This window comes from Pseudokineococcus sp. 1T1Z-3 (assembly GCF_037482365.1).
In the GTDB taxonomy this organism is placed as follows: Bacteria; Actinomycetota; Actinomycetes; order Actinomycetales; family Quadrisphaeraceae; genus Pseudokineococcus.
In genome coordinates, this window is record NZ_JBBHZF010000026.1 from 1 (window position 1) to 18,776 (window position 18,776).

16 protein-coding genes and 1 tRNA gene are annotated in these 18,776 nt (G+C 76.2%); 7 read left to right on the forward strand and 10 right to left on the reverse strand.

Translation table 11 applies throughout. The features are described from left to right. Window positions 1–228: 228 nt before the first annotated feature. Both WDV86_RS12085 and WDV86_RS12090 read right to left on the reverse strand, forming a co-directional pair. Window positions 229–1,635, reverse strand: coding sequence for an ABC1 kinase family protein (locus tag WDV86_RS12085; RefSeq protein ID WP_339567894.1), 1,407 nt, complete (start codon window positions 1,633–1,635; stop codon window positions 229–231). Between the two features lie 76 nt (window positions 1,636–1,711). Next, window positions 1,712–2,815, reverse strand: coding sequence for a hypothetical protein (locus tag WDV86_RS12090; protein WP_339567895.1), 1,104 nt, complete (start codon window positions 2,813–2,815; stop codon window positions 1,712–1,714). 165 nt (window positions 2,816–2,980) lie between these two features. Between WDV86_RS12090 and WDV86_RS12095 the strand changes: the two genes are divergently transcribed. Beyond that, window positions 2,981–3,616 (forward strand): M48 metallopeptidase family protein, encoded by a 636-nt coding sequence (locus WDV86_RS12095; RefSeq protein ID WP_339567896.1) that lies wholly within the window; start codon window positions 2,981–2,983, stop codon window positions 3,614–3,616. Window positions 3,617–3,860: 244 nt separating this feature from the next. On the opposite strand, the gene WDV86_RS12100 is transcribed toward WDV86_RS12095, so the two are convergent. Together WDV86_RS12100 and WDV86_RS12105 are read right to left on the reverse strand one after the other, a co-directional pair. Continuing rightward, entirely contained in the window at window positions 3,861–4,487 is a 627-nt protein-coding gene (locus WDV86_RS12100) for an NUDIX hydrolase (protein ID WP_339567897.1), read from the reverse strand. Then, window positions 4,484–5,971 (reverse strand): zinc-dependent metalloprotease, encoded by a 1,488-nt coding sequence (locus WDV86_RS12105; RefSeq protein ID WP_339568567.1) that lies wholly within the window; start codon window positions 5,969–5,971, stop codon window positions 4,484–4,486. Before WDV86_RS12105 ends, WDV86_RS12100 begins: the two co-directional genes overlap by 4 nt. A gap of 193 nt (window positions 5,972–6,164) precedes the next feature. Here WDV86_RS12105 and WDV86_RS12110 point away from each other — a divergent pair, with 193 nt between their 5' ends. After that, window positions 6,165–7,292 (forward strand): YlbL family protein, encoded by a 1,128-nt coding sequence (locus tag WDV86_RS12110; protein ID WP_339567898.1) that lies wholly within the window; start codon window positions 6,165–6,167, stop codon window positions 7,290–7,292. Between the two features lie 97 nt (window positions 7,293–7,389). Here the strand turns inward: WDV86_RS12110 and WDV86_RS12115 are convergent, their stop codons facing one another. Further along, window positions 7,390–7,995, reverse strand: a complete 606-nt coding sequence (locus WDV86_RS12115; RefSeq protein WP_339567899.1) for a PPA1309 family protein — start codon at window positions 7,993–7,995, stop codon at window positions 7,390–7,392. Between the two features lie 184 nt (window positions 7,996–8,179). On the opposite strand from WDV86_RS12115, the gene WDV86_RS12120 reads away from it, so the two are divergent. The 3 genes from WDV86_RS12120 to WDV86_RS12130 all read left to right on the forward strand — a co-directional run bounded on the left by WDV86_RS12120 (window position 8,180) and on the right by WDV86_RS12130 (window position 13,160). Then, window positions 8,180–11,263 carry a UPF0182 family membrane protein gene (locus tag WDV86_RS12120; protein WP_339567900.1) on the forward strand — a complete coding sequence of 1,028 codons (3,084 nt, stop codon included), beginning with the start codon at window positions 8,180–8,182 and terminating at the stop codon, window positions 11,261–11,263. Window positions 11,264–11,421: 158 nt separating this feature from the next. Continuing rightward, window positions 11,422–11,498 (forward strand) — tRNA-Met (locus tag WDV86_RS12125). Window positions 11,499–11,678: 180 nt separating this feature from the next. Continuing rightward, window positions 11,679–13,160, forward strand: a complete 1,482-nt coding sequence (locus WDV86_RS12130) for a glucose-6-phosphate dehydrogenase (RefSeq protein ID WP_339567901.1) — start codon at window positions 11,679–11,681, stop codon at window positions 13,158–13,160. A 10-nt stretch (window positions 13,161–13,170) separates the two neighbouring features. On the opposite strand, the gene WDV86_RS12135 is transcribed toward WDV86_RS12130, so the two are convergent. The 5 genes from WDV86_RS12135 to WDV86_RS12155 all read right to left on the reverse strand — a co-directional run bounded on the left by WDV86_RS12135 (window position 13,171) and on the right by WDV86_RS12155 (window position 17,489). Then, on the reverse strand, window positions 13,171–13,401 hold the full coding sequence (locus WDV86_RS12135; protein ID WP_339567902.1) for a DUF6480 family protein: 231 nt from the start codon (window positions 13,399–13,401) through the stop codon (window positions 13,171–13,173). Between the two features lie 105 nt (window positions 13,402–13,506). Beyond that, a complete protein-coding gene (gene hisN, locus WDV86_RS12140) occupies window positions 13,507–14,391 on the reverse strand; it encodes a histidinol-phosphatase (protein WP_445263060.1) in 885 nt (294 codons plus the stop codon). Window positions 14,392–14,405: 14 nt separating this feature from the next. Beyond that, window positions 14,406–15,509 carry a ribosome small subunit-dependent GTPase A gene (rsgA, locus tag WDV86_RS12145; protein WP_339567904.1) on the reverse strand — a complete coding sequence of 368 codons (1,104 nt, stop codon included), beginning with the start codon at window positions 15,507–15,509 and terminating at the stop codon, window positions 14,406–14,408. After that, window positions 15,506–16,849 carry a 3-phosphoshikimate 1-carboxyvinyltransferase gene (gene aroA / locus WDV86_RS12150; protein WP_339567905.1) on the reverse strand — a complete coding sequence of 448 codons (1,344 nt, stop codon included), beginning with the start codon at window positions 16,847–16,849 and terminating at the stop codon, window positions 15,506–15,508. The genes rsgA and aroA overlap by 4 nt, the downstream gene beginning before the upstream one ends. Window positions 16,850–16,928: 79 nt before the next feature. After that, window positions 16,929–17,489: a hypothetical protein gene (locus tag WDV86_RS12155; protein WP_339567906.1), complete on the reverse strand. Its 561-nt coding sequence runs from the start codon at window positions 17,487–17,489 to the stop codon at window positions 16,929–16,931. Between the two features lie 225 nt (window positions 17,490–17,714). Here WDV86_RS12155 and WDV86_RS12160 point away from each other — a divergent pair, with 225 nt between their 5' ends. Continuing rightward, on the forward strand, window positions 17,715–18,446 hold the full coding sequence (locus WDV86_RS12160) for a sigma-70 family RNA polymerase sigma factor (protein ID WP_445263070.1): 732 nt from the start codon (window positions 17,715–17,717) through the stop codon (window positions 18,444–18,446). Continuing rightward, the gene (rsrA, locus tag WDV86_RS12165) at window positions 18,443–18,739 is read left to right on the forward strand and encodes a mycothiol system anti-sigma-R factor (RefSeq protein ID WP_339567908.1); all 297 of its coding nucleotides are present in this window, start codon (window positions 18,443–18,445) and stop codon (window positions 18,737–18,739) included. Before WDV86_RS12160 ends, rsrA begins: the two co-directional genes overlap by 4 nt. Window positions 18,740–18,776: the final 37 nt, after the last annotated feature.

An 18,776-nucleotide genomic window follows, 5' to 3' on the forward strand; every position in this document is an offset into this window, starting at 1 on the left:
CCGCCGGACTTCTTCATCAGAAGGGCCGCCCGTTGGTTGTTACCAGCGGGCGGCCCTTCTGGCGTTCCCGGGCGGGCCGGGCCCCCGGCGGGGGGTGGGTTCTGAACGGGCAGGCTCTGACCGGCGAGCCCTGACCGGCGTGGTCTGACCGGCGGGCCGACGTCGCCTGGCTCTGGGACGTGTGCGGTGGCTGCGTGGCGGGCAGGCGCGTGAGGACCAGCGCCGACGTCACGCGTCGGCGAACCCGGGCAGGTGGTCCTCGAGGACGTCGATGCAGGCGACCGTGCCGCCGAGCTGGCACAGGACCCCGAGGCCACCCAGCCAGACGCGGTGGATGAGGACGTACTCGCGGGGGAGGTTGAGCCGCAGCCCCACCGCCCACGTGGGGGTCCTGACGTCGTTGATGTGGCCGAAGAGCTCGCGCAACCAGGCCCGGTCGAAGGTGAAGGTCTCGGTCAGCACCGGCCGCAGGAATGGCGAGACGTAGTCGAGGAGCTGTCGCCCGTCCAGCTCGATCGAGCGCTTGATGAAACCTTCCTCCCGGAGGCCGGTGACGACCCCGTCGGCGTCGTCGGAGAGCGCCACGCCGAGGAGGCGCCCTACCGCCGGAGGCATCCCGTCGGGGAGCCGCTTCACCGCCCCGAAGTCCAGGATGCCGAAGCGGCCGTCGGGCGTGAGCCGGAAGTTGCCAGGGTGGGGGTCGGCGTGGAGCAGACCCACCTCGGCCGGGCCGAGCAGGAGGAACTCGAGGTAACGCCGGGAGGCGACGTCACGCTGCTCCTGCGTGCCGCCGGCGATGAGCGTCGACAGCGGTTCGCCGTCGAGCCACTCCGAGACGATGACCCTCTCCGTGCTCGCCACGACGTCGGGGACGACGAAGTCCTCGTCGCCGCGGAAGGCGTCGGCGAAGGCCCGCTGCGAGGCGGCCTCGACGGTGTAGTCGAGCTCCTCGACGAGCCGCTCCCGCATCTCCGCGAGGATGGGTCCGAGCTCGACGCCAGGGATCCATCCCCCGGTGAGGCGCGCGACGCGCGAGACCTGGGTGATGTCGGCGACGAGGGCCTCGGCGGCGCCGGGGTACTGGACCTTGACGGCGACGCGCCGCCCGTCGGCCCAGGTGCCGCGGTGCACCTGACCGATGGAGGCGGCCGCCACCGGTGTGTCGTCGAAGGAGGTGAAGGACGAGCGCCACCCCGGCCCCAGCTCGCGCGCCAGGACGGCGTGGACGGTGGCAGCGGGCAGGGGAGGCGCGGAGTCCTGCAGCCGCGTCAGCATCGCCCGGTACGGACCTGCGACGTCCTCGGGCAGGGCCGCCTCGAAGATGCTCATCGCCTGGCCGACCTTCATGGCGCCGCCCTTGAGCTGGCCGAGCACGGCGAACAGCTGCTCGGCCGTCCGTGCCTGCATCTCGGCGGCGACGGCCTCGGCGGAGGCCCCGCCCAGGCGCTTGCCCAGGCCGATGGCCGTGCGGCCGGCGAAGCCCGCGGGGAGGCTGGCCAGGCGGACGCCGCGCGCGAAGGCCCGGCGCGGCAGCTCCGGTGCCGGGGCACTCCTCGCGCCGGTCACCTGGGCACCCTTGGCGCCGGCGCCCGGCTGCTCGTCCGTGGTGCCCTCGCTCGCCGGTCCGTCGCTCACCGCTCCATCATCGCCCCCGGTGGAAGAAGTGTCCGGGCGGCCCGGCGACACGCCCGCCGTGGGCGGCCGTCGGCGCTCACCGGAACCACGCGCACCCGCAGTCTGGGTGCAGCTCGACGCGCCGGCCGCGGGTGAGACCGTCGGCGAGGTCGACCTCCCAGCTCGTCGCGCGCCCGTCGGTGACCAGGCCCGGGTCGCTCGACGACGGGCCGGCGGGGGAGGAGGTCGCGTCGAGGTGGGCCAGCGCCTGCGCCACGGCGAGCGCCGAGACCAGCCGGACGAGGACGACGTCCTCGCGGGGCCAGCTGTCCTCACCTCCGCAGGTCGAGGGGTAGGCCAGCTGGGTGGCCACCCGGGGCCACTCGGGGTCGCGGTCGCCGCGGTGGAGCTCGACGCACCGCAGGCAGGGGGTGCGGCCCGGCAGGACGAAGGGCCCGACGACGGCGCTGCGGACACCGAGGACCACCGCCAGGTGCGGGCGGTCCTGACGCACGAGCTCGGTGCCCCGCTCTGGCGGGAGCGCGCCGCGGGCGGCGAGGACGACGAGGTCCGGCGCCGTCGTGCCGTCGGCGCCCGGCAGCGTCGAGCCGGGCGCCCGGCCCAGCTGCTCCTCCCAGCGGGCACGCAGCCGCTCCGCGGCGGCCGGGAGACTCCAGCCGACGTCCTCCTGCCGCAGACCGCCGGACGTCACGTCCTCGGGCCGGACCTGCGGCGCGCCGTCGAGGCGCAGGTCCACCCGGCCGACCCCCGCCTCGAGGAGGCCGGCCGCGAGGGCCGTGGCCGTGCGCGGCAGTCCTTCCACGCGCACGCAGGCCCGCGAGCGCCGGGCCAGCAGGTCCCAGCCGCTGCCGCCGTGGAGGAGCCCGAGGCTGTCGGCCTCGGCCACCGAGCCGAGGGTCCCCGCACCGCCGGCCACCGGCGTCGGCTCCAGCGCGCCGGCGTCCCGCAGGAGCCCGAGCAGGTGCTCGAGCGCGGCCGGTGAGAGCCCCCTCGCGCCGCGCTCGCCGCACCGGGCGAGCAGCTCGGTCGCCTCGACACCCTCGACGAGGTCGTCCAGCACCGCCTCCTCCCCGGCGGCCAACCCGTCGAGCACCACGGCGTGCGCCGTGTCCTCGCCCAGCTGGACCCGGCCGACGTCGCGCCACGCGCGTCGAAGACCGGGGCGTGTCCGCAGCAGCACCAGGTACCTCCTAATCCATCGCCCGCACCGGTGGGTGCGCACCTGGGCCCGCAGCCGGCGGGTCCGGTCGGTCAGCCTGCCGTCGCCGCGCCGGACGCGTCGGCGTCCTCCACAGGGCCAGCGCGTCTGCCGGCGCGCGGGCTCCCGCCCGCTACGGTGCGGTAGATGGAGCCCGGAGGGGCTGCGGGCCCGTCCCCGCCCGAGCGAGCCGTCGCCGCGGACGTCCCCGTGCGCGTCCGCCGCAGCGCGCGACGACGCCGCACCGTCACGGCCTTCCACGAGGACGGCGCGGTCGTCGTGTGCATCCCCGCCCGCTTCACCCGGGCCGAGGAGGAGGCGTGGGTCGCCCGCATGCTGGCCCGCTTGTCAGCTCGCGAGCGGCGCCGCCCCCCTGGCGACGGTGACCTCGCGGCCCGAGCGCGCACCCTCTCCAGCCGGTACCTCGGTGGCCGGGCCGTCCCCACCTCGGTGCGGTGGGTCGGCAACCAGCACAGCCGGTGGGGCTCGACGACGCCGGCTGACGGCACCATCCGGCTGTCCTCGCACCTGCAGGGGCTGCCCAGGTGGGTCCAGGACTACGTGCTGCTGCACGAGCTCGCCCACCTGCTCGTGCCCGGCCACGGCGAGGACTTCTGGGCCCTGCTGGAGGGCTACCCCCGCACCGAGCGCGCCCGCGGCTACCTGGAGGGCTGGACCGCCTCCGAGGAGCGCGGTGGTTCAGGACCCTCTGGCGAGGAGGGGCCGGGTGAGGAGGGCGGGACGCACGCCGGTGACGCAGACGTCGACGACGCCCCGGGCTAGCCGACACCTCTCACGGCCGGGAGGGCGTGGCCACGGCTCGGGCGGACCACGGCGAGGGCCCCGGACCCCGACGAGCTCGGCCAGCAGCCCGCCGGCGAGGGCGAGGACCGGCCGGGCGGCCTTGCCGCTGGTCGACCAGGCGGCGCCTGCCCTGGTCAGCCCCGACAGGTCCACGAGGGCCAGCCGGTAGGCCGAGCAGGCGGGGTCGAGGACACCGGCGGAGCGCCCCGCTGGAGCTCTGACGTCACCGTGCCCGGGGCAGCAGGCTGACGGCGCGGTGCAGCCGGGGCGGCAGGTCCGGCACGACGGCGGGCAGCAGCTCGCTCTCGGGCTCGCCGTCGGGCGTGCCCGGCAGGGCGTCCAGCGGCCACCAGGCGACGTCGTCGCTCTCCGCACTGACGTGCAGCGGCACGGCCGGGTCGACGACGGCCAGGTGGGCGACGTCGAGGTGGGAGCGGCAGCGGCCGAAGGCGGCGCCCAGCTGGTGGTGGTCGAGGTCGGCGGGCAGGTCCGAGAGCGCGACGGCGGAGACGGGAACACCGGTCTCCTCGCAGACCTCCCGCAGGGCGGCCTCGCGGGTGCCGGTGTCCGACGGTTCCAGGTGCCCGCCGGGCTGGACCCAGAAGCCGCCGCGGCGGTGCAGCACGAGCAGGGCCCGCGTCCCGGACGGGTCGAGCACGAGCGCGCTGGCCGTCAGGTGGTCCGGGGCGCCGCCCTTGCGGAGCGCGCCGGGCACGTCGAGCTGGTCGAGGTAGCGGCGGCGCAGCTCCTCCTGCCCTGGTGGCAGGGGGCTGGCCTCGACCGCCCACCGCTCGAGGACCTCCCGGACGACGTCGACCTGGGGCGGGGCTGCCGGCACGGGCGAGCTCACGTCCGCGGGCCCGCCTCCCCGTCCCCGCTCGGCCCGTCCCCGCCCGGCCCGTCCCCGCTCGGCCCGTCGTCGTCCGACCCGCCCGCGTCGGCGACGCGCTCGTCGGCCGAGCGCTCGGGCTGCGCCTCGCCCAGGTCGCCACCGAGCAGCTGCTCCAGCTCGGCGTCGACGTCGGCGCTCGCCGACTCCGCCTCGGAACGGCGCGTCGCGTAGCCGGCTGGGTCGTCGAGGTCCTCCGCGGTCGGCAGGAGGTCGGGGTGGCTCCAGGCGGCGTCCCGGCCCTCCTGGCCGTGCTCGGCCTCGATGGCCGCCCACAGGGCCGCGGCGTCGCGCAGCCGGCGGGGCCGCAGCTCCAGGCCGACGAGGCTCGTGAGCGTGTGCTCGGCCGGGCCGCCGGCCGCCCGGCGCCGCCGGACGACCTCGCGCAGCGCGCCGCTGCTCGGCAACGGTGCGGCGGCCGCGTCGACGACGTGGTCGACCCAGCCCTCGACCAGGGCGAGCACCGTCTCCAGGCGGTCCAGGGCGACCTGCTGCTCGGGAGTGCGCTCCGGCTCGAGCATCCCCGAGCCGAGCGCCTTCTGGAGGGCCTCGGGGTCGGTCGGGTCGACCGAGCGCACCGCCTCCTCGATCCGGTCGGTGTCGATCCGGATGCCGGCGGCGAAGGACGCGACGATGCCCAGCACGTGCGCGCGCAGCCACGGCCGGGCCGAGAACAGGCGGGCGTGGGCGGCCTCGCGCAGGGCCAGGTAGAGCCGGACGTCGTCGGCCGGCAGCCCGAGGCCCTCGGCGAACGCGTCCACGTTGGCCGGCAGCAGGGCCGCGGTGCCCTCGGGCGCCAGCGGCAGTCCGATGTCGGTGCCGGAGACAACCTCGGTCGCCAGCTCCCCGACCGCCTGCCCGAGCTGCAGCCCGAAGACGGCCCCGCCGACCTGGCGGACCATCCCGCCGGCGGCCGCGAGCATGGGCCGCACCTCCGGCGGGGCCTGCTCGGCCATCGCGGCGGCCATCGCGTCGCCCACGGAGACGGCCACGGGCTCGGCCAGCTGGCGCCACACGGGCAGGGTGGCCTCCACCCACTCCGCGCGCGACCACGCCGCCGTGCTGGCGCCCCCGGCGCCGAGGTCGGTCTGCTGGGCGAGCCACAGGTCGGCCAGCCGCAGCGCCTCGTCGGCGGCGCGGCGGGCGGAGCCCCCGACCGTCGGGTCCCCCTCGAGCGCCGCGCGCTTGCGGGCCACGTCGGAGGCGATGTCCCAGTTCACCGGGCCGTCGCCGCCGCCGGCCATCATCTGCTGGACCTGCGCCATCATCGCGCCCATCGCCGCGGGGTCCGCGGGCAGGCCGGCGGCGCGCAGCGCCTCGGGGTCGACGCCGGCGAAGGGGTTGCCGCCCGGTGCGCCGCCCATGCCGGCCATGAGCTGGCGCATGAGCTCCTCGAGCGGGTTGCGGCCCTCGTCGTCGCCACCAGGACCCGGTGGGGGTGGCATCTGGCTCACGGCTCCTCCTGCGGCGTGTGAGGGGCCTGTGGCAGGCCCCTGGTGCCCACGGTAACGAGCCGCGGGGGATGATCCCTCCCGGCGACGGCCCCGGGGCTGCGCCCAGAGCGGACAGGCGGTCAGCCGGCCCGCGCCGGTGGACCCGTCGAGGCGCGAGACGCCGGAGAGCAGCGAGGAGGACTCGGTGGTGCAGGAGCAGCAGACCCCTCCCGCCGGCTCGCCCCGTCGCGGCGGGCGCGGGGGCCTCGGGGGCCCGGCGGGCGCCCTCGCGGCCTCCTTCCTGGCGTCCCTGCTCGGGCTGGTGCTGCTCGGCTCGGCGGGCACCCCCTTCGCCGTGGAGGCGCCCGGGCCCGTCGTCGACGTGCTCGGGCAGACGCCCGACGGCGAGCCGCTCATCACCGTCGACGGGCGCGAGACCTACCCCACGCAGGGCCAGCTCGACCTGCTGACCGTGAGCACGTCGGGCGGGCCGGGGCGCGACGTCGTCCTCGCGCAGGTGGTCGGGGCCTGGCTCAGCCGCGACGAGGACGCGCTGCCCGTCGGCCAGGTCTTCGACCCCGCCCTGACGCGCGAGGACGTCGACGAGGCCCGCCAGGCGCAGATGTCCTCCTCCCAGCAGGCGGCCATCGCGGCGGCGCTGCGCGAGCTCGACGTCCCGGTGGACGTGCGGCTGCGCGTCGCCGGGGCCGCCGAGGGGGACACGCTGCCCGAGGGGCTGGAGGAGGGTGACGTCATCACCGCCGTCGGCGGCGAGGCCGTGCAGACCGCCGACGCCCTCCGCGAGCGCCTGCAGGAGGTCGAGCCGGGTGCCGTCGCCGAGGTCGGCCTGCGGCGGGGCGAGGAGGAGCTCGTCGTGCCGGTGACGACGCAGGACGCGGACGGGCGCACGCTGCTCGGCGTCCTGCTCGACCCGGAGGTCGAGGTGCCCTTCGAGGTCGGCATCAGCATCGACGAGATCGGCGGTCCCAGCGCCGGCATGGTGTTCGCGCTCGGGCTGGTGGACCTCCTGACGCCGGGCTCGCTGACCGGCGGGGAGCACGTCGCCGGCACGGGCACCGTGACCGCCGAGGGCGTCGTCGGCCCGATCGGCGGCATCCGGCAGAAGCTGGTGGGCGCCTCGCGCGCCGGCGCGACGCTCTTCCTGGCGCCCGCCGCCAACTGCCCCGACCTGGCCGGCGCGGTGCCCGAGGGCATGCAGGTCGTCGCCGTCGCCACCGTGGCGGACGCCGTCGCGGCGCTGGAGGCGGTCGCGGCCGGCGAGGGCGACGACCTGCCAGGCTGCGAGGCGGCCGAGGCGGCCGGGCCCGGCTGAGCCGTCGCCTCCTGGCCCCACCCCTGGCGCGCCTCCTGGAGCGATGCTGGCGCGCCCCCTGGCTCCGGCCCGCCGTGCGGAGGACGGGGCGGACGGGTCAGCCGAGCGTCGCCCGCAGCGCGGCGGCGAGCCCGGGGGCGAGGTCCTCGTCGACGACGACGCGCAGGTCGTCGTCGTCCTCCCGCCGTCGCACGGCGGTGCCCGTGCCGCCCTCGCGCAGGACGGCGACGGCGAGCCGGACCTCCTCGCGGTCGGGGGAGGAGGTGAGGAGGGCGAGCGCCTCGCGCGGGTCCGCGGGCAGGGTCGTCGAGGGCGGCAGGACCGAGCGCTCCACGACGACGGCGGCGCCGGCGACCGCGGGCGGCCACGCGAGCCGGCCGAGGAGCTCCTCCAGGTCGGCGGCCTCGGGCAGCTCCTCCTGCTCGACGGAGGTGAGGTGGCCCGGGTCGGCCCGGGCGTCGGCGACGACGTCGGCCGGGAGCCGACCGGCGAGGGCGGGGTCGGCCGCGAGCGCCTGCGCCGTCCGGACCAGGGCGAAGACCCGGGGGAGGGCGCCCCAGCCGCCCGAGGCCGCGTGCCGCTCGACCTCCAGGGCGACGCGCTCCAGCGGCGCCAGCGGCGGCTCCCCGAGCCGCGGGGGCGCCCCGGGAACCCGGGAGGCGGCGCGGTCGTCGTCCGGGGAGGGGGCCACGTCCTGGTGCACGGAGACGATGGTGCCGCACCGGGCACGCCGTGCCCGCGCGACGCCACGACCTCGGCGCCACGTGCCCCCGGGGGGAGGCCGCACCCCGGCGTGGGACCCTGGTACCGCCCCGGTGCGCGGAGGAACCCGTCCGAGACCGTCCCGGACAAGTCGCTCGTCCGACGACCCGAGAGGTGCCCACCACGTGAGCTCCACCGCTTCCCCGCCGCGCCGACGCGGCGCGCTCCTGCCCGCCGTCGTCGTCGTGGTCGTCATCGTGGCGGCCGTCGTGGTCGCGAGCCAGGTGGTCACCGAGATCTTCTGGTTCCAGCAGCTCGGCTTCGCGGGCGTCTACACGACCCGCCTGGTGACGCAGGCGCTGCTCTTCGTCGGGGCCGCCGCCGTGATGGCGGCGGCCGTCGCGCTCAGCCTGCGCGTCGCCTACCGCTCCCGGCCCGTGTACGCGCCGGTCGACGCGGAGTCGGCGAACCTGGACCGCTACCGCGAGTCGCTGGAGCCGCTGCGCAGGCTCCTCGGCCTCGCCGTGCCCGCCGTGCTCGGCCTGTTCGCCGGCTCGGCGGCCTCGGCGCAGTGGGAGACGGTGCTGCTCTTCCTCAACCGCGAGCCCTTCGACGTGCCCGACCCGATCTTCGACATGGACGTCAGCTTCTGGGTCTTCACGCTGCCCTTCCTGTCCTTCCTGCTCTCCTTCCTCACGGCCGTCGTCCTGCTCGCCGGCATCGGCGGGGCGCTCGTGCACTACCTCTACGGCGGGCTGCGCCTGCAGGGCCAGGGGCCGCGGGCGACGACGACCGCCCGCGTGCAGCTGTCGCTCGCCGCGGGGCTGCTCGTGCTCCTGCAGGCGGGCTCCTACCTGCTCGACCGCTACTCGGCGCTGGTCGACCCCGACGGGCGCTTCTTCGGGGCCACCTACACCGGCGTCAACGCCGTCATCCCGGGCCGGGCGATCCTCGCGGCCATCGCCCTGCTCGTGGCGGTGATGTTCTTCGTGACCGCCGTCCGCGGCTCGTGGCGGCTGCCGGCGCTCGGCGTCGTCGTCCTGCTGGTCTCCGCCGTCGTCGTCGGGGCGATCTACCCGTGGGTGGTCCAGCGCTTCCAGGTGACGCCGAGCGAGCTGCAGCGCGAGACGCCCTACCTCCAGCACAACATCGACGCGACCAGGGCGGCCTACGACGTCGACACGACCGAGGTGACGAGCTACAACGCCGTCACCGAGGCCGAGCCGGGCGCCCTGCGCGACGACGCCGCGACCACGGCGAACATCCGCGTCCTCGACCCGGCGATCGTCCAGCCCGCCTTCCAGCAGGACCAGCGCCAGCGGCAGTACTACACGTTCTCCGACCCGCTCGACGTCGACCGCTACGAGATCGACGGCCAGGTCGAGGACGCCGTCATCGGCGTGCGCGAGCTCGACCTGGACGGCCTGCCGGGCGGCCAGCAGAGCTGGGTCGCCCAGGCGACGATCTACACCCACGGGTACGGCGTCGTGGCCGCCTACGGCAACCAGCGCGGCCCGGGCGGGCTCCCGGCGTACTTCCAGTCGGGCATCAACACCGAGGGGGCGCTCGGGGTGTTCGAGCCGCGCATCTACTTCGGCCAGAACTCGCCGGACTACTCGATCGTCGGGGCCCCCGACGGCAGTGACCCCATCGAGGTCGACTTCCCGACCGACGAGGAGGGGGGCGACGGCGTCGCCTTCAACACCTACCAGGGCGAGGGCGGGCCCTCGATCGGCTCCTGGTGGCAGCGGCTGCTCTACGCGGTGAAGTACCAGGAGTACAACATCCTGTTCGCCGACTCCCTCAACAGCGAGAGCCAGATCCTCTACGACCGCGACCCCCGCGACCGGGTGCAGAAGGTCGCCCCCTTCCTCACCCTCGACGGCGACCCCTACCCGGCCGTCGTCGACGAGCGGGTGCTGTGGATCGTCGACGGGTACACGACCAGCAACCAGTACCCCTACTCCGACCGGCAGACCCTGGAGTCGGTGACCGCGGACTCCCAGACCGCCGGGCTCGTGCAGGGCACCGGGGGCACGGGGACGGGGGCGACGACCAACCAGGCGGCGCAGACGCTCTCCACGCTCCCGCCCGAGGACGTCAACTACATCCGCAACTCGGTGAAGGCGACGGTCGACGCCTACTCCGGCGAGGTCGTCCTCTACGAGTGGGACTCGCAGGACCCGGTGCTGCAGGCGTGGGCGCAGATCTTCCCGGGGGTGCTGACGCCGTCGTCGGAGATGAGCGCCCAGCTGATGGACCACGTGCGCTACCCGGACGACCTCTTCAAGGTCCAGCGGGAGGTGCTCGGCGCCTACCACGTGACGAGCCCGTCGGTCTTCTTCCAGAACAGCGACCGGTGGCAGGTGCCCACCGACCCCACCGTCTCGGGCCAGGGGGCGGGCGCCCCCGCCCAGCCGGCGTACTACCTCTCGCTGCAGATGCCGGGCCAGGAGACGCCGGCGTTCTCGCTGACCTCGACGTACATCCCCGACTCCAGCGTGTCGGGCGCGAGCAACATCCTCACCGGCTTCCTGGCGGTGGACGCCGACGCCGGCGGCGGCGCCGACGGCGAGGTGGCCGACGGCTACGGGCAGAAGCGGCTCCTGCAGCTGCCCCGCAACCTCGTCATCAACGGCCCGGGGCAGGTGCAGAACGACTTCAACGCCGACCCGCAGATCTCGACGACGTTGAACCTGCTGAGCCAGAACAACACGGCGGTCGCCTTCGGCAACCTGCTGACGCTCCCGGTCGGTGGCGGCCTGCTCTACGTGCAGCCGGTGTACGTGCAGAGCTCGGGCGGCACGCAGATCCCCCGCCTGCAGTACTCGCTCGTGTCCTTCGGCAGCGAGATCGGCTTCGCCGAGACCCTCGACGAGGCGCTCAACCAGGTCTTCGGCGGTGACTCCGGCGCGACCGCCGGGGACGCCGGCGCCGACCTGGGCGCAGACGTCGTCCCGCCGACCGCGGAGGAGCCCGAGCCGGGGCCGCCGCTGGGCGGGGACACCGGCGACGGCACGACGCCGGTCCCGACGGACCTCCAGGACCAGCTGGACCAGGCGCTGCAGGACGCCCAGGCGGCGCTCCAGTCCGGCCAGCAGGCGCTCGCCGACGGCGACTTCGCCGCCTACGGCACCTCCCAGCAGGAGCTGGCCGACGCCATCGGTCGCGCCGTCGAGGTGCGCGGGCAGATCGAGGGCGGCGCTGCGGCCGCCGACGCCGCCGCCGAGGACAGCCCGCAGGAGGACACCTCCGCCGCGGGCGGCTGAGCCGCCGCTCGTCGGGGCCGCCGGGGGACACCCCGGCGGCCCCGACGTCGTCGTGGCCGCGTCGCGCCCCCACGCCGCGCCCTCTCCGCCACGGGGCGCCGGCCGCGTGCCTGGCGATTTGGTGCTGAGGGCCGGCTGACGTAGTGTTCATCTCGCGACGCGGGGTGGAGCAGCTCGGTAGCTCGCTGGGCTCATAACCCAGAGGTCGCAGGTTCAAATCCTGCCCCCGCTACCAGTGCCGAGAGGCCCGGACCACACGGTCCGGGCCTCTCGTGCGTCCGGCTCGCGTCGCGGGCTCCTGCCGCCGGGTCCTCTGTCGCCGGGCTCGTGCTCCAGGAGTCCGTGTGCGGCCGGCCGAGGGCCGGCACCGGCGACCGGGCGGGCGCGCGGGACCGGGCCGTCCTAGCGTCGGGGCATGGCTCCTCAGACCTCGCAGCCGGCAGCGCCCTCCTCCGACGAGCGCGCGAAGGGCACGCCCCCCACCGTCTTCGTCCTCTTCGGCGCGACGGGCGACCTCGCCCGCCGGATGGTCCTCCCGGCCTTCTTCGACCTGGCCCGCAGAGACCTCATGCCGGCCGACTGGCGCCTGGTCGGCAACGGCCGCGGCGACGTCTCGCACGAGGAGTTCCGCGACCGCGTCCGCTCGGCGTTGGAGGAGTTCGGCCCGGCACCGCAGGACGGCCCGTGGGAGGACTTCTCCGAGCGGCTGCTCTTCGCCGGGGGTGGCTTCACGGAGGAGGACCCGGGGAGCCTGACGGACGTCCTCGCGGACGCGCGGCGACAGCTGCAGGAGGCGGACGGCGTCGGCGGCGAGGACGTCCACCTGGTGCACTTCCTCGCCCTGCCACCCAGCGCGTTCCCGGGCTACACCCGAGCGCTCGGCACGCACGGGCTCACCGAGGGGGCGACGGTCGTCTACGAGAAGCCCTTCGGCGCCTCGCCGGAGGAGTTCCGCGAGCTCGACGCCCTCGTCCACGAGGTGCTGCAGGAGGAGCAGGTCTTCCGCATCGACCACTTCCTCGGCAAGGAGGGCACGCGGTCCTTGCACGTGCTGCGCTTCGGCAACGCGCTGCTCGGGACGGCGTGGGGGCGCGACCTCGTCGAGGAGGTGCAGGTCGATGTCCCCGAGCCGCTCGACGTCGACGACCGGGCCGAGTTCTACGACGAGACGGGCGCCCTGCTCGACATGCTCGTGACGCACCTTCTGCAGGTGAGCGCCGAGGTGGCGATGGAGCCGCCCGCCTCCTTCGCGCCCGCTGACCTGCAGGAGGCCCGTGCGGCCGCGCTGGCGGCGGTCCGGCCGCTCTCCCGCGACGACGTCGTCCTCGGCCAGTACGAGGGCTACCGCGACCTGGAGGACGTGGCCGACGACTCGAGCACCGACACCTACGTCGCCGCGCGGCTGTGGGTGGACACAGACCGCTGGCGGGGCGTCCCCTTCGTGCTGCGGACCGGCAAGCGGCTGGCCGGCGACGCCCAGCGGGTGAGCCTGCTGCTGCGGCGCCCGGAGCGCTCGCCGCTGGGGGAGCTGCCCGTGGGGGGCGACGTGCTGACGGTCGACCTCAAGGGCCCCGGGGCCGTCGAGCTGGGCGTCGTCGTCAAGGCGCCCGGGCCCGAGCTCGCGCTCGCCGCCGCGACGGCGGGCCTGTCGCTGGCGGACGCCGGTGACGGCGACCCCCTGCCGCCGTACGTGGCGCTGCTGCACGACGTCATGACGGGCGACCGCTCGCTGTTCACCAGCTCGACGGGGCTGGAGCATGCCTGGGCCGTCGTCGAGCCGGTGCTCGCCGACCGCCCCGAGGTGCTGCCGTACGCCCCGGGCAGCTGGGGGCCGGAGGCCGCCGACGCCCTGACCGGACCGCGTGGCTGGGTGCTGCGCGGCGAGGGCCAGGGCTGACGGCGGCGGCTCAGCCGGGCCAGGCGGCGCGCACGAGGAAGAAGAGCACGAAGAGCAGCACGAGCGCGATGATCGCGATGGGCACGGCCTTGTTGAGCGCACCCGACGGCGGCTTGCCCTCGTGGTGGGAGAGCCCGGAGGTGCCGGACTCCGACGGCGGGGTGTCGCCGGGGCGGACGCTCTCGCCGTCGTCCAGCCCGGGGGTGTCGTCGGGGGGCGGGTCGGCGCTGGGTGTGCTCATCGCGCCAGTCTGCGCAGGTCCGGTGCCGCGCGCGCGCCGGACGCGCCGGTGCGCCGAGCGCCCGCGACGTCGGCGCGTCGGTGCCGCCCGGCCGTCGTCGGAAGGTCAGGACCTCGGGGCCAGCGCCTCGAGCACGCGCTCGTGCAGCAGGCCGTTGGTGACGACGGCGCTGCCTCCGTGGGGGCCGTCCTCGCCGGCCAGCGAGGTGAAGCGGCCGCCGGCCTCCGTGACGACGGGGACGAGCGCGGCCATGTCGTAGAGCTCCAGCTCGGGCTCGCAGGCGACGTCGACGGCACCCTCGGCGACGAGCACGTGCGACCAGAAGTCGCCGTAGGCCCGGGTCCGCCACACCGAGCGGGTCAGGTCGAGCAGCGGGTCGAGCAGGTCCCGCTCCTCCCAGCCGGTGAGGCTGGAGTAGGACAGGGAGGCGTCGGCGAGGTCGTCGACGCCCGAGACGTGCAGCGCCCGCGCCGAGGACAGCGACCGCCCCGTCCAGGCGCCCGTACCCGTCCCGGCCCACCAGCGCCGTCCGAGGGCCGGCGCGGAGACGACGCCGACCACCGGCTCGCCGTCGACGAGCAGTGCCAGCAGCGTCGCCCAGACCGGCACGCCCCGCACGAAGTTCTTCGTCCCGTCGATGGGGTCGACGACCCACTGGCGCGCTCCGCTGCCGGTCGAGCCGCGCTCCTCCCCGAGGACGGCGTCGCGCGGGCGCGCCCGCGCCAGCTGGGCCCGCACCAGGTCCTCCGCCCGACGGTCGGCGTCGGTGACCGGGGTGAGGTCGGGCTTGGCCTCGACGGCGAGGTCCTGCGCGCCGAACCGCTCGGTCGTCAGCGCGTCGACGGCGTCGACGACGACGTGGGCGAGCCGCAGGTCGTCGTCGACCCCTCGGGCACGGCGCAGGCTCTCGGGCGAGGTGGGGCTCACGGGCGCGGACGCTACCCGGGACGAGGAGGCCCGCCCCCGACCCGCGCGGGCGACGTCCTGCATCGTGGTCGCCTCCCTCAGCGCGCCCCGCCCGCGTCGGCGTCCTCGCCGGCCCGGCTGCGCAGGAGCCGGCGCAGCGACGCCAGGCGGGCCTGCGCCCCCTCGCCGGAGGCCGCCGACGCCGCCCAGGCGTCGAGGCCGCACTCCGGCTCGTCGTGCGAGCACCCCCGCGGGCAGTCCTCGCTGCCGGGCTCCAGGTCGGGGAAGGCCGCCAGCAGCGACTCCGGGCGCACGTGCGCCAGCCCGAAGGAGCGGATGCCCGGGGTGTCGACGACCCAGCCGTCGGCGACCCCCGTCACGGCTCCCTCGCCGTCGCTCGTGCCGACCGGCAGCCGCAGCGCCAGCGCGGAGGAGGAGGTGTGCCGGCCGCGGCCGGTGACGTCGTTGACCCGCCCCGTCGCGCGGTCGACGCCCGGCACGAGCGCGTTGACGAGCGTGGACTTGCCGACGCCGGAGTGGCCGACGAGCACGGTGGTGCGCCCCCGCAGCCGCTCGCGCAGCACGGCGAGGCCCGCGGGGTCGTGCCGGTGCGCCCCGGGCCGCGCCGGGTCGTCCGGCGCGCGCGCCAGGACGACGGCGCCGACGTCGAGGGCGGCGTACTGGCCCAGCAGCCCGGCCGGGTCGGCGAGGTCGCCCTTGGTGACGACGAGCAGCGCGTCCATCCCGGCGTCCAGCGCCGCGACGAGGCACCGGTCGACCAGGCCGGTCCGGGGCTCGGGGTCGGCCGCGGCGACGACGACGGCCAGCTGGTCGGCCCCCGCCACGACCACGCGCTCGACCGGGTCCTCGTCGTCGGCCGAGCGGCGCAGCACCGTGCGGCGCTCGTCGACGCGCACGACGCGGGCGAGGGTGTCGGGCTCGCCCGAGACGTCGCCGACCAGGCGCACCCGGTCCCCGGTGACGACGCCGGCCCGGCCCAGCTCGCGCGCCTTGACGGCGACCACCTCGGCCTCCTGCGGCGTCCCCTCCCGGACCAGGACGGTCGAGCGGCCCCGGTCGACCGTGAGGACCCGCCCGGGCACGGCGTCGGCGTGGCGCGGCCGCTCCTTGGTGCGCGGCCGCGAGCCCCGCGGGTTCGGGCGGGTGCGGACGTCGTCCTCGTCCGGGGTGCGGCGGCTCACCGCGCGGGGGCCGGCCGCACGGAGGGCGACCGCTCGGGCGCCCGGTCGCCAACCGCCCCGCCCGCGAGCATCGCGTCCCAGAGGCCGACGAAGCCCGGCAGCGTCTTGCCCGTCGTCGCGACGTCCTCGACCTCCACGCCCGGCACCCGCAGGCCGAGGACGGCGCCCGCCTGGGCCATGCGGTGGTCGGCGTAGGTGCGGAACAGCCCGCCGTGCAGCGGTGCCGGGCGGACGACGAGCCCGTCCTGGGTCTCCTCGACGGACCCGCCCAGCCGCCCCAGCTCGGTGGCCAGCGCGGCGAGCCGGTCGGTCTCGTGCCCGCGCAGGTGCGCGACCCCGCGCAGCCGCGTCGGCGTCGCCGCCAGCGCGGCGAGGGCGGTGACGACGGGGACCAGCTCGCCGGCCTCACGCAGGTCCGCGTCGACGCCGTAGAGGTCCCCGCCGCGCACCTCCAGCCCCTCGCGGTCGAGGGAGACCTCCGCGCCCATCTCGTCGAGCAGGTCCCGCAGCAGGTCACCGGCCTGCGTGGTGTGCTGCGGCCAGCCGGCGACGCGCACCCGTCCACCGGTGACGGCGGCGGCGGCGAGGAAGGGCGCGGCGTTGGACAGGTCGGGCTCGACGTGCACGTCGAGCGCCGAGACCGGTCCGGGGGAGACGCGCCAGGTGTCCGGCTCGGAGTCGTCGACGAGGACGCCCGCGTCGCGCAGCGTCTCGACGGTCATGAGCACGTGGGGCTCGCTCGGCAGCGGCGGCCCGACGTGGCGGACCACGAGGCCCCGGTCGTAGCGCGGGGCGGCCAGCAGCAGCCCCGAGACGAACTGGCTGGACGCGGCGGCGTCGATGCTCACCGACCCGCCGCCGACGGACCCGGTGCCGTGCACGAGCAGCGGCAGCGCGCCGCGGCCGCCGTCGTCGACGTCGACCCCGAGGGCGCGCAGGGCGTCGACGACGGGCGCCAGCGGACGCTCGCGGGCGCGGGGGTCTCCGTCGAGGGCCACGTCACCGCGGGCCAGCGCCGCGAGCGGCGGCACGAAGCGCATGACCGTCCCGGCGAGCCCGACGTCGACCCGCCCGCCGTGCAGCTCCTGCGCCGGCGTGAGGAGCCAGTCGGGCTCGGGGCCGGCGCCGTCGACGTCCTCGACCCGGACGCCGAGCGACTCCAGCGCGCCGACCATGAGGGCGGTGTCGCGCGAGCGCAGCGGCGAGCGCAGCCGGGAGGGGCGGTCGGCCAGCGCGGCGACGACCAGGTACCGGTTGGTCAGCGACTTCGACCCCGGGAGGGTGACGACGGCGTCGACCGGCCCGGGCGCCGTGGGCGCGGGCCAGCGGGGGAGATCCATGACGGCCAGGGTAGGCACGCACCGACGCCGGCCGGGGCCGACGGCGCCCCCGGCCGCTCGCGCCCGAGGAGCCGCGAGGTCAGAGACCGACCTTGGTGCCCGCCCGGTAGCCCGCGAGCCGGACCTCCCGGCCGGCGGTGTGCGCGGCGTGCCGGGCCTCGCGCCGGGCGACCTTGCTCGCGGCCTTGGAGGCCCTGGAGGCGTCCTTGGCGGCACGTCGGCCACGCCAGGACAGACCCGGCCTGCCCTCGGTGTCGACGACGGACACGAGCGCGGCCCCGACGAGCGCGAGGTCCTTGAGGAAGAGGGTGCGCTGCTGCTTGCGCGTCTCGACGCTGTCGGCGCGCCAGAACGCGTGCTCGGCGACGGCGGCCGGGGCCATCGAGGCGGCCATGACCAGGGCGGAGGCGCGCGGCAGCCGGCCGAGCCCGAAGAGCAGGGCCGAGACGGCCATGGCGGCGCCGTCGGCCCGCACGAGCGTCGCGGTGGACGTGTCCCCGAGGCCGAGGGGCTGGCGCACCTGCTCCACGAGCGGCGACCAGACCTCGGCGTGGTCGCCGGGACGGCGGACCAGCTGGACGCCCTGGTCGACGAAGGCAGCGGCCAGCAGCGGGCGGGCGAGGCGTCGCATGATCGTCATGCCGGTGGTCTACCGCATCGGGGCCAGGACGGCACGACGGGGCCGGCCGGGCGCCGGGAACAGAGGCGCCGTCGACGGCGCTGACCACTGCGTCCGCACGGTCGCCTGGCGACCGGCCACCCGGCGCGACAGGAGGTACCCGTGCTCGTCGTCCTCAGCAGCCGCCACGACCGAGAGCCGTTGGCCGCAGGCGCCGTCGTCGGCGGCGCACTACCCTCGGTCACGATGGCCGACAACAGCACCAGCACGCCCGCGCCCAGCAGCACCCCCGCCTCAGCGCAGGACCCTCAACAGCCCACGGACGCGGTGGAGGTCGAGGTCGGCGAGGACACCGACCGTGCCCCGGCCGAGGAGACCCAGGCGCAGCGCGTCACGCGCTTCGAGGCCGAGGCGCTGCAGCACCTCGACCAGCTCTACTCGGCGGCGATGCGGATGACCCGCAACCCCGCCGACGCCGAGGACCTCGTGCAGGAGGCGTTCACCAAGGCCTTCGCGTCCTTCCACCAGTACCGCCCGGGCACGAACCTGAAGGCCTGGCTGTACCGGATCCTGACGAACACCTACATCAACACCTACCGCAAGAAGCAGCGGCAGCCCCAGCAGTCCCACTCCGAGGACGTCGAGGACTGGCAGCTGGCGCGGGCGGAGTCCCACACCTCCAGCGGCCTGCGCTCGGCGGAGACCGACGCGCTCGACCACCTCCCTGACTCCGACGTCAAGCAGGCGCTGCAGCAGATCCCGGAGGACTTCCGGATCGCGGTGTACCTCGCCGACGTCGAGGGCTTCGCCTACAAGGAGATCGCGGAGATCATGGGCACGCCCATCGGCACCGTGATGTCCCGGCTGCACCGGGGGCGTCGACAGCTGCGGGACCTGCTCACCGACTACGCCCGCGACCGCGGGGTCAGCGCGGCGCAGCCCGGGCGCCACCAGGACCGGGCGGGGGTCGACGCATGAGCGCCCCCGCGAGCGGTCCCGGCCGGCGGAGCGCCCCGCGCGAGACCGACTGCGCCGAGGTCGTGGACCGCCTCTACGCCTTCCTCGACCACGAGATCTCCACCGACGACGAGGTGGACGTCGGCCGCATCCAGCGGCACCTCCAGGAGTGTGCGCCGTGCCTGGAGCAGCGCGACCTGGAGATGGTCGTCCGGGACGTCGTGCGTCGGGCGTGCGCCAGCGACTGCGCGCCGGCCGCGCTGCGGGTCAAGATCATCACGAGGATCACCCAGATCACCGAGGTCCGCGCCTGAGGCGTCGCCGAGAGCGGGCCTGCGCGCCCCGATGAAG